The 16,274-nt window shown below is 70.3% G+C and carries 8 protein-coding genes; 4 read left to right on the plus strand and 4 right to left on the minus strand.

Annotated features, from left to right (window positions below):
* Window positions 1-24 precede the first annotated feature (24 nt).
* Both ACQP2E_RS09855 and ACQP2E_RS09860 read left to right on the plus strand, forming a co-directional pair.
* Window positions 25-5,115, plus strand: a complete 5,091-nt coding sequence (locus ACQP2E_RS09855) for a diguanylate cyclase (RefSeq protein WP_433830064.1) — start codon at window positions 25-27, stop codon at window positions 5,113-5,115.
* Between the two features lie 147 nt (window positions 5,116-5,262).
* Entirely contained in the window at window positions 5,263-5,562 is a 300-nt protein-coding gene (locus ACQP2E_RS09860) for a hypothetical protein (RefSeq protein ID WP_433830067.1), read from the plus strand.
* A 12-nt stretch (window positions 5,563-5,574) separates the two neighbouring features.
* Here the strand turns inward: ACQP2E_RS09860 and ACQP2E_RS09865 are convergent, their stop codons facing one another.
* Window positions 5,575-6,357, minus strand: a complete 783-nt coding sequence (locus ACQP2E_RS09865) for a M15 family metallopeptidase (RefSeq protein WP_433830069.1) — start codon at window positions 6,355-6,357, stop codon at window positions 5,575-5,577.
* A gap of 996 nt (window positions 6,358-7,353) precedes the next feature.
* On the opposite strand from ACQP2E_RS09865, the gene ACQP2E_RS09870 reads away from it, so the two are divergent.
* Window positions 7,354-8,550, plus strand: a complete 1,197-nt coding sequence (locus ACQP2E_RS09870) for an FxsB family cyclophane-forming radical SAM/SPASM peptide maturase (RefSeq protein ID WP_433830071.1) — start codon at window positions 7,354-7,356, stop codon at window positions 8,548-8,550.
* On the opposite strand, the gene ACQP2E_RS09875 is transcribed toward ACQP2E_RS09870, so the two are convergent.
* Both ACQP2E_RS09875 and ACQP2E_RS09880 read right to left on the minus strand, forming a co-directional pair.
* On the minus strand, window positions 8,480-9,601 hold the full coding sequence (locus ACQP2E_RS09875) for an AI-2E family transporter (protein WP_433830073.1): 1,122 nt from the start codon (window positions 9,599-9,601) through the stop codon (window positions 8,480-8,482). The genes ACQP2E_RS09870 and ACQP2E_RS09875 overlap by 71 nt on opposite strands.
* Window positions 9,602-9,682: 81 nt before the next feature.
* Window positions 9,683-10,732: a DUF3068 domain-containing protein gene (locus ACQP2E_RS09880; protein ID WP_433830075.1), complete on the minus strand. Its 1,050-nt coding sequence runs from the start codon at window positions 10,730-10,732 to the stop codon at window positions 9,683-9,685.
* A 107-nt stretch (window positions 10,733-10,839) separates the two neighbouring features.
* Here ACQP2E_RS09880 and ACQP2E_RS09885 point away from each other — a divergent pair, with 107 nt between their 5' ends.
* The gene (locus ACQP2E_RS09885; RefSeq protein WP_433830077.1) at window positions 10,840-12,036 is read left to right on the plus strand and encodes an acyltransferase family protein; all 1,197 of its coding nucleotides are present in this window, start codon (window positions 10,840-10,842) and stop codon (window positions 12,034-12,036) included.
* Here ACQP2E_RS09885 and ACQP2E_RS09890 read toward each other — a convergent pair.
* Entirely contained in the window at window positions 11,949-16,205 is a 4,257-nt protein-coding gene (locus tag ACQP2E_RS09890) for an alpha-(1->3)-arabinofuranosyltransferase domain-containing protein (RefSeq protein WP_433830079.1), read from the minus strand. The genes ACQP2E_RS09885 and ACQP2E_RS09890 overlap by 88 nt on opposite strands.
* Window positions 16,206-16,274: the final 69 nt, after the last annotated feature.

The following is a 16,274-nucleotide window of genomic DNA, read 5'->3' on the forward strand; positions in this document are numbered from 1 at the left end:
CCCCGGATGTGAGTGAGTGTGTAGGTGACGCAGATTGGCCTGAACGACCTGGTCGTCGGGGAGGAACTCGGCCGGGGCGCTTTCACGATGGTGCACCGCGCCCGTCGAGGCGACGTGTCTTATGCGGTGAAGCGTCCCCTCGCCACGCCTGACGCGTACCCGGGGATCCGGGCCGTCTTCAACCGGGAAGCGGCCCTGCTGGCCTGCATCGACGACCCGGCTGTCGTTCGTGTGCACGCCGCCGGTGACCTCGACGGCATGCCGGCACTCGTGCTGGAGCAGATCCCCGGCGGCACGCTCGCCGACCTGATCGCCGGCGGCCTGCTCAGCCAGGAACGCGTCGTCGAGATCGCCGCTCAGCTGGCCCGCGGGCTGGCCGCCGCGCACCGGCTCGGCCTGGTGCACCGCGACATCAAACCCGGCAACATCATGGTCTCCGGCGACCGCCCGGCAAAGCTGATCGACTTCGGCCTGGCTCAGCTGGGCCAGGAAGCCCATGAGGACGAGGCGGTCGGCACCTTCCTGTACGCGGCGCCGGAGCAGTCCGGCATGCTGAAACGCCCGGTCGACGGCCGCTCCGACCTCTACTCGCTCGGCATCGTGCTCTTCGAGTGCCTGACCGGGCGGCTCCCGTTCGAGGCCGACGACGTCGGCGAGCTGCTGCGCCTGCACCTGACCGCGCCGATGCCGGACCTCGCCACGATGCGTCCCGGCGCCGACCCGGCCCTGGTCGCCGTCGTCGCCCGGCTGCTCGCGAAAGACCCCGACGACAGGTACCCGGACGCCGCCACGCTCCTCGCCGACCTGCGTGGCTGCCCCGGCGGCACGGCAGCCGAGCGCCCGGCCGTCACCGGCTGGCCGCTGATCGGCAGGGAACCCGAGACCGAGCGGCTGCGCCGGCGCTGGGAGCTGGCCCGGGGCGGCACCGGCGGGGTCACCGTGATTCGCGGCGGTGCGGGGTCGGGGCGTACCCGGCTGGCCGCCGAGGTGGCCGCCTGGGCCGCCGCTGACGGTGTGCCGGTGATGCGCGCGACCTGCCGGCCCGACGAGGCGACACCGCTCGCGGCCGCCCGGGAAGCCGTCGGGGGCTGGCTCGCCGAGGCCCGCCGCTTGCCGGAGACGCAGCGTCTCGCCGAGGAGTCCTCGGTGGTCGCCGGTCGCGGCCTGCTCGGCCGGTTCCTGGGCGAGGAGGGCGAAGGCGAGGGTGAGCACGCTCTCGCCGCAGCGGTCACCTTCGTCGGTGAGCTCGCCACCCGCTCCGGCGGGCTGCTGATCGCTGTCGACGACGCGCACGACCTCGACTCCGGCACCCGGGCACTGCTCGCCAAGCTCGCCGAAGAGCTGCCGACGCTGCCGGTGATGCTGCTGCTCACCGCGCCGGACGGCGCCGAGCTGCCGGACACCGCAGGCAGCCTCGAGGTGACCTGTACGCCGCTGCCCGAGCCCGCGGTCGCCGAGATGGTCGCGTCCCGGCTGCCCGGCGCCCAGGTGCCGGACGAGCTGGTTCGCCACGTCGTGGCCCGGACCGACGGCACACCCCTCGCCGTGGTCGGCCACCTGCTGCGGCTGCTCGACGCCGGCCTGATCAGCCCGCTCTGGGGTCACTGGCGGCTGGACACCGTCGGCGCCGACGCGCTGCCGGCCGCCGCCGACGTGCGTGACCTGCTCGCCGACCGGCTCACCCGGCTGCCCGGCGGCGCCCTCGACTGCCTCACCACGGCCGCCGTCGCCGGTGTGCGTTTCCGGCCAGAACCGTTGCTCGACCTCGGCGACGCCGACCAGGTGATGACCGCACTGACCGCAGGCGTCGACAGGCACGTCCTGGAACCCCGCCCCGGCGGCCGGTACGCCTTCGTCCACCCCCAGCTCCGTGACGTGCTGCTCGACCGGCTCGACCCGGCCGGCCTGCGGGCCCGGCACGCGGCGCTGGCCCGGGCGCTGGACCGGCTGCCTGACGGGATGCGGGACGAGGGTCACGCGTACGCGGTGGCCCGCCACTACCGCCGGGCCGGTGACGCGGCGCCCGCCGCCGACCGGCTGCGCGGGGTGGCGGCTGCCGGCCTGCGCGCCCTGGCCGACCAGGCGCCTGTCGAAGCCGTCGACTATCTCAGCGAGGCCGTCGGCGGCGATGCGTCCGCCGGTTACGAGCTGCTGCACCCGCTCGCTCAGGCGTACCTGCGATCCGGCCGTTACGACGACGCGGCCGCGACTCTGGACCGGGCGCTCGCGACCGAAACCGATCGGCTGCGGCGGGCTCGGCTGCTGACCACCCGGATCGAACTTCATCACACTCTCTGGGACGACGAGCGTGCCCTTGACGCGACCCGGGCGGCCCTCGCCGAGCTGCGCCGGCCTTTGCCCGGTGCGGGGCTTCTGGCTCTGCTCGCCGCACTGTTCGTGGCGTTCGGTGGTGGGGTCGTTCGGCGTACCAAATGGGGGTTTGGCACGGCACGGGGCCGCCGCCGGGAAACATCCGCTGCTCTGACCGCGGTTTTGGACGCCGGCGGCTATGCCGCCGCCATCGGTCTGAGGTTGCGCGAGGCGGGCACTCTCGCGCTGCGAGCGGTGTACGCGGTGAACCGGCTGGGCCCCTGCCCGGAATACGTCCGTGTCTACGCGCTGATCGGGTACGTCACCGCGGTGATCCACCTACGCGGCACGAGTGAGCGTTGCCTGCGCCAGGCGGCCCGTGTCGCCGACGAGCTCGGTGACCCGGCCCTGACCGCTTATGTCGAGTGGCTGCGCGGCTGCGCCCTGCTTTTCGGCGGTTACGACGACGGCACCGCCTGGGAGAAGGTGATCGCCCGGCACTCCCGCTGGTACTCGCCCGCCCAGATGATCCCCGGTTACGCGACGGTCGGCCTGCGGCTGCTGCTGCGCGGCTACACAGCGGAGAGCGAGAAGGAGTACGAACGCGCCCTGCGCCACCTCGGCGACCAGGACCAGGCGCTCGGCACGTCCCTCGGGATGCTCAGCGTGATGATCCCTTCCGGTCAGAGCCGCTTCGGCGATGCGGGCGCCGCGCTGAAGCGGCTGCGCGCCGCGTTCCCGGACGGCGCCGGGACACCCGTGCAGCGCGCCAACATGCTCACCGCCGCCTGCTGCTTCCTGCTCGAACAGGGCGAGGTCGGCGCCCAGCTGGAAGAGGTGCTCACCGAGTTCCACTCGCTCGGCCTGCGCGCCGCCGAGCTGATGCCGCAGCACAAATGGGTTTACGTCTACCAGGCGCACGCCCGGCTCATCCAGTTCCGGTACGCCCCGGACGCCGAGCGCTCCTCCCGATTGGAAACCGCCCGCAAGGCCGTCGCCGACCTGGGCAAGGTCGGCGGGACCCCGCTGCTGCGCGCGGTGCATCTGACCACGCGGGCGTCGCTGCACTACGTGGCGGGGGAGCACCAGCGCTGTCTCAAGGTCGCCGACGAGGCCGAGCTGAAGCTGCGCGGGCTGGACGCCCCGTTCATCCAGTACGAGGTGTTCCGGATCAGGGCGCGCGCCATGCGAGCCCTCGGCATGGCGAACGAATCCGAACGCCAGGCCCGGTACGCCCTCGCCATCGCCGCCCACCACGGCTGGGAACAGCGGCGCCGGCAGACCCGGACCGAGTTCGGTGTCGAGGAGGGGGCGGGGACGCATCGGCGTACCGTCGCGGAGCGCCGCCCCAGCGGCCGCAACCGGCATCTCGACGCCCTGCAACAGATCGGCGCGGCCGCCGCGACGATCCTCGACCCGCGGCAGCTGGCCCAGGTGGCGCTCGACGAGATGCTGCGGATCCTGGGGGCGGAGCGCGCCCTGTTCTTCCTGGTGGACTCCGACTCCGGAGAGCCGGTGCGCTATGCCGGCCGGGATGCCTCGGGCGAACTCGCCGACGACATCGCCTATGGGGCGACGCTGGTGCGGCGGGTCGCCGAAACGGGTGAGCCGCTGGTGGTGACCGGGACCGAGGAGGGCGCGGCGCTCGGCTCCCGTAGTGCCGTGGTGCACGGGCTGCGCAGCATCCTGGTCGCGCCGGTGCAGTTCAAGGGACGGCTGATCGCCGTCGTCTATCTGGACAGCCGCCTTGCCCGGGGAATCTTCACGGACGACGACGTCGCTGTTCTGACGGCGGTGACGAGTCACGTGGCGGTGTCGTTGGAGACGGCTCGGGCGGCACAGCTGCACTCGGCGGTGGAGGCGGCGCGTCAGCAGCAGGCGATGGCCGAGATGCTGCGGGCAAGCTTGGCGGAACTGACGACGATCCTGGAGCCGGACCGGGTCCTGCGCCAGCTGTTCGTGATCCTGCATGATCAGTTGGGCGCTGAGGCGGGGTGTTTGATCGGGCCGGGTGGGGATGTGCTGGACGTGTTCGGTGCATCGTCGCAGGCCGTGGTCGGGTTGCCATCGAACATTTCCGACATTTCGGATATTTCATTTCTTGACCCAGCGTTGGTGGCGGAGTTGCGCGAGCAACTCCTCGGAGGCTCGCCGGTGGCCCTGGCCGTCCCGTTGCAGGGCCGCGAATCCCCAGCCGGCCTGATCCTGCTGGGCGGCGCCACCCTCGACGACACCAGCCGCCAGGTGGCCGCCGCCCTGGCGACCCAGGGAATGACCGCGTACGAGAACGCCCGCCTCTTCAGCCGCGTCCAGGAGCTGGCCACCACCGACGAGCTCACGGGTCAGCACAATCGACGCCACTTCTACGCGATAGCCGGCGCCCTGGTGAACACCGCGGCCCGGCACGAGCGCCAACTGGCAGCGGCAATGCTCGACATCGACAAATTCAAGAACATCAACGACACGTACGGCCACGGCGTAGGCGACGAAGTGATCCGCACCGTGGCCGCCCGGGTCCGCTCGAAGCTCCGCACCTCAGACGTCCTGGGCCGCTACGGCGGCGAGGAGTTCGCCGTGGTCCTGCCCGACCACGAAGGCCAGGCAGCCGAACTCGCCGAGCGGGTCCGCGAGGTGGTGGGCGCCTCACCGGTGATGACCCAGGCCGGCCCGGTCGTGGTGACGATAAGCGTGGGCCTGGCGAGATTGGAGCCAGGCGACGCAAGCCTGGACGAGCTGCTGGCCAGGGCCGACCACGCCCTCTACCGAGCCAAGGAATCAGGCCGCAACAGAGTGATAAGCGCCTGACCGGTCCGGATCGGCTCGGTCTGGCAGACTGCCCTGGCGGCCGGCTCCGGCGAGGATGAACTCGAGGACCTGCGTCAGGTAGAGCTTCTGGCCCAGGACGTCTTCTCTCGATCGCTGGACGAGGAGTGGTTCAGCCTTCTTGCCAACGTGGCCGGTGCATTTCTGCTCTCCCCTGCGACCGTCCCGAACGAGCGGGGCAAGGCGATCACCTTGGTGACCACCAAGATCAGTACGACCGAAGGCATGCTGCTGGCCTGGTCCAAGGGCCACGACATGATGCCGGCCAAACCCGCGCGTGCCGCGGTGGCAGCAACGGTCCAGGGGTGGTTCGGGCCAGCGGTCCTGTCGCCCGGATATGCGGCCAGGGCGGGAGCAACGACAGAGGTCACTGCCAGACCCACGCCAACCGGCACCCCGGCATCAATCAGCGAGGAAAAGACCGTCTAGACATTCAGGTCATCACAGGTTCGTCGTGCTGAAGTGCATGTAGTCCTTCAACGACTTCCACCGCCCGCCCCAAGCGAACCCGTTCCCGGTGAACGCCTCCACCGCGCCGCCCTCATGCACCATCCCCGGCCAGTAGTTCTCCCGGGCCAGCCACTTCTCCGTATTCGGCGGATCCAGGTAGTCCCCCCGGATCATCGGGTTCTGCCGAGGATTCACGTCAACCGCGCGGCCATAAGAATGCTGCGACCACTTCGTAGTCCCCGCCACGAACCGGCACTCGTACCCACCGGTCAGAACAGAGCGATCCGTCAACCCGGGCATATTCACCGACGCCGGCTGCATCACCATGATCGGGAACCGCCACCGATACAGCTGCGCGAACGACCTCTGCGTCTGCGCCACCAGCGAACCGTGCATGATCAGGCTTCCGTTGTGCACCTTCCCCTGGAAGTCGATGTACCGCACCCAGATCCGCCGCAGCTCCTCGACCGGCACCGGACACTTGCGGCCCACGCTCCCGTTGGCCTCCTTCTCGGAGACCACTTCGGTACGCGTCCGGAACTCCGGGATCGGCGCCCTCGGAGCGGCAAGCCGCAGCATCCCGTCGGCCCGCAACCTGCTGTACGACCCCAGGCCGTTCCAGTCCCGCAGATCCGCGACCCGCACCCCGTGCCGCGAGGCGACAGCGGCCAGCGTCTCCCCGGGCTGGACCACGTGCGAAACGGAGGCCTCCGAGGCCGAAGCCGGAACAGCCGGGAAAAGGGCGAGCAGCGCCACTGACAGTGTTTTCCACACAGCTACCCAGGATCAGCATAAAAGCTGCCCAATATCACCATAAGCCTATTAAGTAACCAAAATCACACCAGCCTCAATTCTGTGGCAAGCCAGGGGCGTCACCGATCCTGACCAACCCGCGCCGGAGCGGGGGCGGTGAGCGCACGCCGCGCTCCTTGGGCCGCGAAGTCCCCCCACGGAGGCACGATGCGGCCCGCGCCGAGGCCAGGAACTGCCGGGACCAGGAACTGCCGGAGCCAGGCACTGCCGGGACCAGGGCCCACCGTGTGCTCCTGTTCGGGGTAACGAATCGATCGGGGTGGACGAAGTCGCACGCTTCCGGTCATCCGCGGAGATGAGGTCGCACGCAACGGCACTGTGCGATGTCATCCACGCCAGGGCCAAGACAGGAGCCCACCCATGCACTCCGTGGAGCCTGATCACCTCTGCCGGCCCGTTGCGTGTGCCCGCGTCTCCCCCTCAGCCGGCTCGAACTGCCCGCTCGGCCTGCCCGCTCGGCCTGCCCGCTCGGCCTGCCCGCTCGGCCTGCCGGCTCGGCCTGCCGGCTCGGCCTGCCGGCTCGGCCTGCCGGCTCGGCCTGCCGGCTCGGCCTGCCGGCTCGGCCTGCTCGCTCGGCCTGCTCGCTCGGCCTGCTCGCTCGGCCCGCTCGCCTGGCTAGGGCGAGTGCCGCGCCCGGATTCGACTCGGTGCGGCCGAGCGCTGGCGGCTGTGTCGATTTCGGGTGCGGATCGCGCCTCAAGTCGACACGGAACCCACGGTTTCCACCCTGTGTGTCGATTTCGGGTGCGGATCGAACCCGAACTCAACACGCTTCCAGGTGGTCACCCAAGCGCCAGGCCACCGCGCCACCAAACCACCGCGCCACCAAACCACCGCGCCGCCGGGCCACCAAACCACTGCTCCACCACGCTGCCGGCTCCGCCGCCGGGCACCCCGCCGGGCACCCCGCCGGGCACTCCGCCGGGAACGCGAGCATCACACACGTACCGTTGCCTGATGCTCTGGCCGTACCCCTCCCTCGACCTGACCCGGCTGAAAGCCGGCGGCTGGCGTCCCCAGCCGTTCCGAGAGTTCGTGCTCAAGGTCCACCAGCGCTGCAACCTCGCCTGCACGTACTGCTACGTCTACGAGTCACCCGACCGCAGCTGGCAGACCCGCCCGCGGATCATGAGCGACGACGTCTGGGCCGCGACCTCGGCGCGCATCGCGCAGCATGCCGCGACTCACGCTCTTTCCGGGGTACGCGTGATCCTGCACGGTGGCGAACCCCTGCTAGCCGGAGCGGCCAGTCTCCGGCACCACGTGGCGAAGCTGAAGAAAACCCTGCCCGACGGCTGCGAAGCAACGGTCACCATGCAGACCAACGGTGTCGGGCTCACCGAGCAGGCCCTCGACGAGCTGGCCGCCGAACAGATCCGGATCGGGGTGAGCGTCGACGGAACACCGGCCGACCACGACCGGAACCGGGTGTTCAAGAACGGCCGGGGCAGTTTCGCGGCGACCGAGAGGGCGCTGCACCTGCTGAAGAACCGGCGAGACCTCTACGCCGGCCTGCTCTGCACGATCGACCCGGCCACCGACCCGATCGAGACCTACGAGGCCCTGCGAAAGCACGACCCGCCCGCCATCGATCTGCTGCTGCCGCACGCGAACTGGGCGAGCCCACCCATCACCGACGCCGCCCGCTGGCTGATCGCCGTCTTCGACCACTGGTACCCGGCCCCGACGACCCGGATCCGGCTCTTCGAGGACATCATGAGCCTGCTGCTGGGCGGTTCCAGCGGCTCCGAGCAGGTCGGCTTGAGCCCGGTCGCCGTGGCCGTGGTCGAGTCCGACGGCGACATCGAGCAGGTCGACGCCCTGAAGACGGCGTACCCGGGTGCTTGCGCGACGGGCCGCAACGTACGCACGGACGCCTTCGACGACGTCCTGGAGCACCCCGGTGTGGCGGCCCGGCAGATCGGCGTCGAAGCGCTCGCCGACGGCTGCCGAGCCTGCCCGGTGCACCGGGTGTGTGGCGGCGGGCATTACGCCCACCGCTACCGGCCGGGCGACGGTTTCCGGAACCCCACTGTGTACTGCGCCGACATGCGCCGGCTGATCGAGCACATAGCGAAAAGGATCAAGCGGGATCTGGCTGCGGCTCGGGTTCAGCAGCGGGAGGGTCAGGAACGACCACCGGCTGATCGCTGAGCTGCTCCCGCGTATACGTCCAGATCACCGCGACGATAGCCGCCACCGGCACCGCCAGAAGCGCACCCACGATCCCGTAAAGACTGCTGCCGAGCGTCACCGCGAGTAGCACCACCGCGGCGTGCAGCCCGAGCCCGCGGCTCTGCACCATCGGCTGGAAGACGTTTCCTTCGAGCTGCTGCACGGCCACGATGATGGCGAGCACGATCAGCGCGTCGGTCCAGCCGTTCGACACGAGCGCGATCAGCACCGCGACGAAGCCGGCGAAGAGCGCGCCGACGATCGGCACGAACGCCGACACGAAGGTCAGCACGGCGAGCGGCAGCACCAGCGGCACGCCGACGATCCAGAGGCCGACACCGATGAAGACGGCGTCGAGCAGACCGACGAAGGCCTGTGAGCGTACGAACGAGCCCAGGGTGTTCCAGCTGCGGCTGGTGATCTCCGGGACGTCGGTGGAGAGACGGCCGGGCAGCTGCTGGGAGAGCCACGGCAGGAAACGCGGGCCGTCCTTGAGGAAGAAGAACATCAGGAACAGCGCCAGGATGGTGGTCACCAGGCCGTCAACGATGGTGTTCACGCCGGTCAGGGTGGCCGTGGCGATGTCGCCGATGCTGTTCTGGAGCCGGTCGATGGCGGTGTTGAGGGCCGAGTTCACCTGGTCGTCGCCGATGTTGAGCGGCGGGCCGGCCGCCCAGTCCCGGACGGTCTGGATGCCGTCGGCGACGCCGGTGGCGAGGGTGCCGGACTCGGAGGCCACCGGGACGATGATGCCGATCAGGGTGCCGACCGCCACGACCAGGAACAGGATCGTGACGAGTGAGGCGGCCAGCGCGGGTGGCCAGCCGTGCTTGCGCAGGAAACGGACCGGCGGCCAGGTCAGCGTGGTCAGCAGCAGCGCGACGACGAGCGGCCAGATGATCGACCAGGCGCTGCCGAGCAGCCGGAGCACCACCCAGGTCATCAGCAGCACGATCAGCAGTTGCAGCGAGATGAACGCCGATGTGCGCAGCGCGTGGCGCGACTTTCTGACGCTCAGAGTGGGGCCCATGTGATCACCCTAGGAATACGGAGCGAGTCCCGCACCCCCAGGGGTGCGGGACTCGCCGATGAAGCCGGTGATTCGTTCGGGTCAGGCGGAAACCTTGCCGTCCGAGTCCTCGCTGATTTCTTCGTGCCGGTGCTTGGCGGCGGCAGCCTGACGGCGGCCGGTGGTGACCATCCAGAGTCCGAGGACCAGGAGGATGGCACCGAGCACGACGACGCCGAGCGGGAGCCAGCGGCTGATCAGCAGCACCTGGCTCTTCGTGTCGGAGGTCGACTGCACGTTGTTGGTGACGGTGTCCTCGGTGTAGACGAAGTCACCGTTGAGCAGCTGAACCGGCGTGCCCACGTTCGGGACGAAGGTCTTGCGCTGCTGCTCCGACACCTTGATGAACTGACCAGTGGTCGGTTCCACCCAGATGGTGCGGGTGTTGCTGTAGTTCACCGTTCCCGCCGTGGCGGTAGGAGCGAACGCGCCGATCAGGGACGCCACGCGCTCGGAGGTGAAACCGAGGTCGGTCTCCGGGATCACCTGCTCGAACTTGTAGACCTCGAGGCCCTGGATGTCCTCGGTGCCCTTGTACTCGATCGGGAGCGCCTTGCGCAGGTCACGGTCGAAGTACTCGTAGTTCTTCTGCTCCGTGCCGAACGGGAACTTGTAGAGCTGGCCCTGGAAGCTGACCGACGCCGGGGTCTCGGTGTCGTTCAGTGCCTGGCCGTTCCACTCCACCGCCGAGGCGGTGTCGCGGTCGAGAGCGATCAGAGCCTCGTACTGGCTGATCATTTCGCTCTGCTCGACCCAGACGGTCGTGCCGAGCCCACGCCAGACGACCGAGTCGCCCTCACCGAACACGTCGTTGGTCGTGTCCGCGAGCGGCGAGATCTCGGTGGTCGACCGCAGCGTCCCCGACTTGATGGCGACCTCGGGCGTCGGAGCGCCCTTCGTGTAGAGGAACTGCGCGTTCGTGGCCTCGGCAACGCTCGGCCGCAGGCAGTCCTCGGTCACGGTTTTGGTGCACAATTTAAGGTCGTACGGCAGCCGGGCTACTGTCGGCGCGACATAGAACGCAAGCCCCGCGGCGATAACCACCGCGAAAACGCCGATGCCGAACAGCACGGCACCCAAGCGAGCTTTCACTGAACCTCCCCATCAGACGGCCGACCGCATTGCGCCAGAGGCGCCGTCGCCGATAATGACCGGAGGTTACTCGCCGGTTACATGGTTACGGAACCCTTGGACGGTACATGTCTGCACCGATTTCGACGGCTACACTGCAACGCCTCCCCGCCCTGGACGTGGTCCGGGTGATCGGCGCGCTCGCTGTGGTCGGGCACCACGTCGGATTCGCCACCGGTGTCAATACCGGTGGTGGTGCCTGGGGTGGCTGGCTTGCTCGTCTGGACTCCGGCGTCGCGGTGTTCTTCGTGCTCTCCGGGTTCCTGCTGTTCCGGCCGTGGGCGCAGGCCCAGACCACCGGCGGCCGGAAACCAACGACGGGCCGCTATCTCTGGCGACGCGTGATGCGCGTGCTTCCGGCGTACTGGGTGGCCGTGGTGGTGTGTCTGCTGCTGCTGGATCGCAACTCCGACGCCACCCGTGCCGACTGGATCCGCCACTTCACATTGACCCAGATCTACCAGAGCGCCGATCTGAGGCACGGCCTGAGCCAGACCTGGAGCCTCTGCACCGAGGTGGTCTTCTACCTGCTGCTGCCGATCATCGGTGCGCTGCTGACGGCCGGTCGGAAACGGACCGGGCGGCCGTGGGTGATCATCGTGGGTGGCAGCGTGGTCACCGCGGTGTGGGTGGCGCTGATCGGCGCGGGCGTGCTGTCACCGAGCCTGCACACGATGTGGCTGCCGGCGTACGGGCTGTGGTTCGGCGCCGGGATGCTGCTGGCCTCGGTCCACGTGTCGATCCGCAACGGCCTGCGGCCGCACTGGCGTTTCCTGGATGGGATCGCCGCGGCGCCGCTGGCCTGCTGGGCGGCGGCGCTGGCGGTCTACGCCATCGCCACGACCCCGATCGCCGGCCCGCTCGGACTGGGCGAGCCGACGGCCGGCCAGTTCGGCACCAAGATGGTCCTGTACACGCTGCTCGCGGTGTTGATCACCATCCCGCTGGCGTTCGGCCCGCAGACCCGGGCCAAGGAGCTGTTCAGCAGCTCCTCAGCCCGCTGGCTCGGCACCGTTTCGTACGGGATCTTCCTCTGGCACCCGTTCGTCCTGGAGATGTTCTACCAGGTCACCGGCCGTCCGGAGTTCACCGGCGGCTTCTGGGAGACGTACCTCGTGGTGGCGGGCGGCGGGACGGTGCTCGCCGCACTCAGCTTCTACATGATCGAGCGTCCGGCTCAGCGCTTCAGCCACCGCTGGCCGCGTCCGCGGCGCAGGATCACCGAGAGCCAGAGCAAGACCACCGCGGCGACCGCGGTGAGCTGAGGCAGCGCGGCGGTGTGCCCGCCGAGCGTCACCGCGTAATACCCGGCCGCCGTGAAGAGCACGACCGGTAGCAGCCAGCCGGCCAGGACACTGGTCCGGCTGAGCCGCCGCCGGTCGTGCTCGCCGAAGTACGGGCGTAGTACCCGGAACACGAGCACGGCCGCCGCACCGATCAGGGCCAGCCCGATCGCCGCGAACCCGCCGAAGACCACCAGGGCAGCACCGCCGAACAGCGCGGGTAGCAGGACGCCCCGGCGGCGCCGGGCGGCAGCCACCATGATCGGCAGGCCGCCGGACGGACGTCCCCGCCCGGCCAGGATCGCGACCACCGTGACGCCGGTCAGCAGCAGCGCACCGCCGCTGATCGCCGCGCCGTAGAGCCGGTCCGGATCGAAGCGCATGACCACCTCGCCGCTCGCGCCGGCCGGCACGAGCCAGGCCTGCTGCCAGCCGTCCACCACGATCGCCGGCAGGTCCTCGCCGTCGATGCTGGCGGCCCACCCCGTGTTGACGTTCTCGCGCAGCGCCAGGACCCGCTGGTTCGGGTACGCGTCCAGGACCACCCGCCGCTGCGTCGCCGACCAGGATTCGATCGTCAGCGGCGTACGCACACCGGTGGCCGCCGAGGCCACGGTGTCGTCGACGACCGGGCTGCCGCCGGCCTGCCCGCCGGAGGCGCTGGAGGCCTTGACCGGCGTCAGGATCACCTGGCTCGGCACGGACACGGCCGAGGCGGCCGCCACCACCCGGGTCACGCCTGCCGAGACCGGGATCGGGGTCCGCGCGGTGGAACCGCAGAGCCGCGTCTCCACCTCGCGCAGTTCGAGCAGGTCGCGCCGGCTGGCGATCATCGCGGTGTCGCGGGCGACGCCTTCGACGGTCACCTTCGGCCCGCTGCCGCAGCCCAGGTCCAGCTTGGTGGTCTGGCTGGCGCGCTGCGGCGCCTCGTCGGGCAGGGCGGTGAACTCGCCGACCGCGACCGGCAGGGTCCGCTGCACGTTGCGGTACGGGTCGTAGCTGTTCGCCCGCGCCGTGTCGGTGATCAGCACGGTGAGTTCGTCGGTCTTCATCGGCGGGTCGAACACCAGGGTGCCGCCCTCGTCGAGGAACCCGTCCCGCACGTCGTGGTCGCCGAGCGCGGTGACCTGCCAGGGCCGGGCCGCCGCGGTCGCCTCGGTGGTGGTCAGCTGGATCCCGTTGATCTGGCGTACCGCCGGCCAGGTCATCCGCAGCCAGGGCTTGGTGTCGCCGTCGGCGGCGTACCAGGCGGTGTCCGGGTCGCCGTCGGCGACCACACCGGGCCGGGTGGCCGGTTCGAGGACACCGACCGATGAGGTGGTGACCGTCGGGGTGATGTCCTTGGCGATGGACGCCTTGCCGCCGGCGTTCATCAGCTCGTTGAGCGCCGATCCGGCGCGCGGCCGGGCGGTGAGCTTGAGGTTGTATTGCGCGTCGACCGGCAGCGTGGTGGTCCGGTCGATCCGGGTGCCGTCCTCCGAGCCGCGGGCCAGGTCGCCGTTGCAGATCGGCCGGCCGTTGTCGAAGTAGCAGGCCGGGATCGCGGTGGCGAGCGAGAAGACCATGCTCGGGGCGACGCCGGCCACCGGGCTGTCCGGCACCACGAGGGTCCGTTCGGCCTTCACTCCGGGGATGTTGAGCTCGGCGATGCCGACGCCGCCGAACCCGATCCGCACGTCGCGCACGGCGTCGAACGAGATCCGGATCCGGTCGGTGAGCTTCGTCGGTTCGAGTTCGACGACCGCGCTGGTGCCGGAGACGTCCTGGGTGACCGGCAGGTTCTGGCCGGCGGTCACGGTGATCCTGGTGGGCACCGAGTCGCTGCCCAGGTCGAAGGTGAGCCCGATCTGCTCGACCCGCCGCTGGCTGGGCAGCCTCACCTCGAACCACTGCTCGGTCGCGATGGTGCCGGGCGCGGACCGCCACGAGGTTTCCCGGTCACCGTCGAGGGCCGCGAACGGCTGGTACGCGGGCCGTGACCCGGTGAGCGGCTGCGCCTGCGAATACGCGCTGGCCGCCGTGACCGACTTGATCCCGGAGTACCGGGCGACGGTCTCGTTGCCCTCACTCCAGCTGGGCAGGTAGTCACGGGCCGGCACGTCGAGAATCTGCTCGTCGGTGGCCTGCATGGTGGCCGACGCGCTGTCGTGCGACAGGCCGAACGCGACCTCCTTGCGGCGCAGCCCGTCGGTGAGCACCACCGGGCCGTTCGCGGTGTCCTCGGTACGGTCGCCGGCCAGCACGGTCGGGCCGGCCGGGAGCGCGCCGGCCGCCGACGCGGACAGGATCGACTCGGGCCCGCCGACCACCGTGGTGATCTGGCTCGAGTCGTACGCGACCACCGGGTCGACCTCGGCCTGGACCTCCCAGACCTCCAGCGTGCGGACCTTGGTGTTGAGCCCGTTGTCGACGTAGAGGCCGGGCAGGTGCCCGCCGCCGATGTACGGCCCGAACCCGGCGACCTGCCGCAGACCGGGTGAGCGGGCGAGCGCCTGCTTCACGATGACCGGCTGGGTCGCGCCGGAACGGCCGTAATCGAGGTCGGAGCGCAGCAGCAGGTAACGCACCCCGGAGCGGGCCAGGAAGTCGGCCAGCCCGGCGGAGCCGGCACCGGACGTCAGGGTCTGCTCGATCGAGTCGAGCACCCGGATCGTCTCCGGCGGGGTGAGCGGGATCGAGCTGCGCACACCCCAGCGCTTGTCCAGCAGCGGCTGGGTGATCTCGTCGCTCGGGTTGCCCCACAGGTATCGGGGGAACCGGGTTCCGGGGACGACCAGCACGTGTTCCTGGTCGAGGTTGCGGTTGAGCCAGCCGGAGGCCTGCTGCCAGTACTGCGGCACGCTCTGGAAGCTGCCCTGCGCGGCGAGACCACCGCCGAGCGCCGGGGCAGCCACGCCGCCGACCGCGATGAGGGCGACGCCGGCGACCACGACGGCACGCAGCTGGGCCGGCCGGATCTGGTTCCGGAACTGCGGCGCGGGTGCGGCCGCGGCGGCCCGGGCGAAGACGGTGAGCAGGTGGGCCATGCCGAGGATCAGTGGCAGCCGGACCACCACGTCGAACTTGTGCACGTTGCGCAGCGGCGCGCCGGCCCCGTCGAGGAACGTGCGCTGCGCCTCGGCGAACAGGCCGGAGACCGCGCCCACGTGACCGAGACCGACCATGGCGAGGCCGACCAGCAGGCCGGTGATCAGGAATCCGCGGTGCGGCATGCCGCGGCGGGCCAGCCCGGCGATGCCGAGCCCGGCGGCGACCAGGGTCGCGACGACCAGCGGCTGCTCGGTGGCGAGGCGCCAGCCGGCCGTCCAGGGCGCGCCGAACGAGCTGCTCAGGTACGCGTGCCAGTGCGAAGCCCCGCGCAGGACCGTCACCGTGTCGGTGGTCGAGGTGGTCACCGCGCCGGTCTCGATGTAATCCAGGAACGGCGGGCTGTACCGGCCGAGCAGCAGCAGTGGCACCACCCACCAGGCGGTGGCGCATCCGACCGCGACACCCCAGGCCAGCACTGCTTTGATCCGCAGCGAGAACGGGCGCAGCCCGAGCAGCCAGATGCCGGCGAGCGGGACCACGGCCAGCACAGCTGTTGCGTTGACACCACCGGCGCACGCCACCATCAGCGCGGACCGGGTCACCGCACGCAGCAGGGGAGCGCCGGTGGCGAGCCCGACCAGCGGGATCAGCACCCACGGCGCGATCGCGCTGGGCCACGCCTCGACCGAGATCGGGCCGAGCTCGGTGATCATGCGGGGGGAGAGGGCGAACGCGACGCCGGCGAAGAGCCGGGTCCAGGGCGAGCCGATGTTGAGCTTCTCGGCGAGCTTCACGACGCCGGTGCAGGCGACAGCCATCACGACGGCCCACCAGAGCCGCTGGATCACCCAGGCCGGGAGCCCGATGACCTTGCCGGCCAGGAAGAACGAGCCCATCGGCCAGAGGTATCCGTACGCCTGGTTCTGAAGCTGGCCGAACGTGCCGGCCGGATCCCAGACGTGCAGCGCGCGGGCCATCCATCCGGCGGGATCAACGGCCAGGTCGACCTTGGTGTCGATGACGATCTGTCCGGGATCCTGGAGAAACCCCAGCGCGGCCAGGCCGAGACAGACCGCCACCAGGCGCATCCGCCAGATCGAACGCTGATCAGCGCCGCCCACATCGGCAGTTTCAACGGTGTTTCGTGGGTGGCGCATGTTTCTCCCGTTCCGCCATTGCGGAGTCATCTG

This window comes from Actinoplanes sp. CA-015351, from assembly GCF_050955685.1.
GTDB lineage: Bacteria > Actinomycetota > Actinomycetes > Mycobacteriales > Micromonosporaceae > Actinoplanes.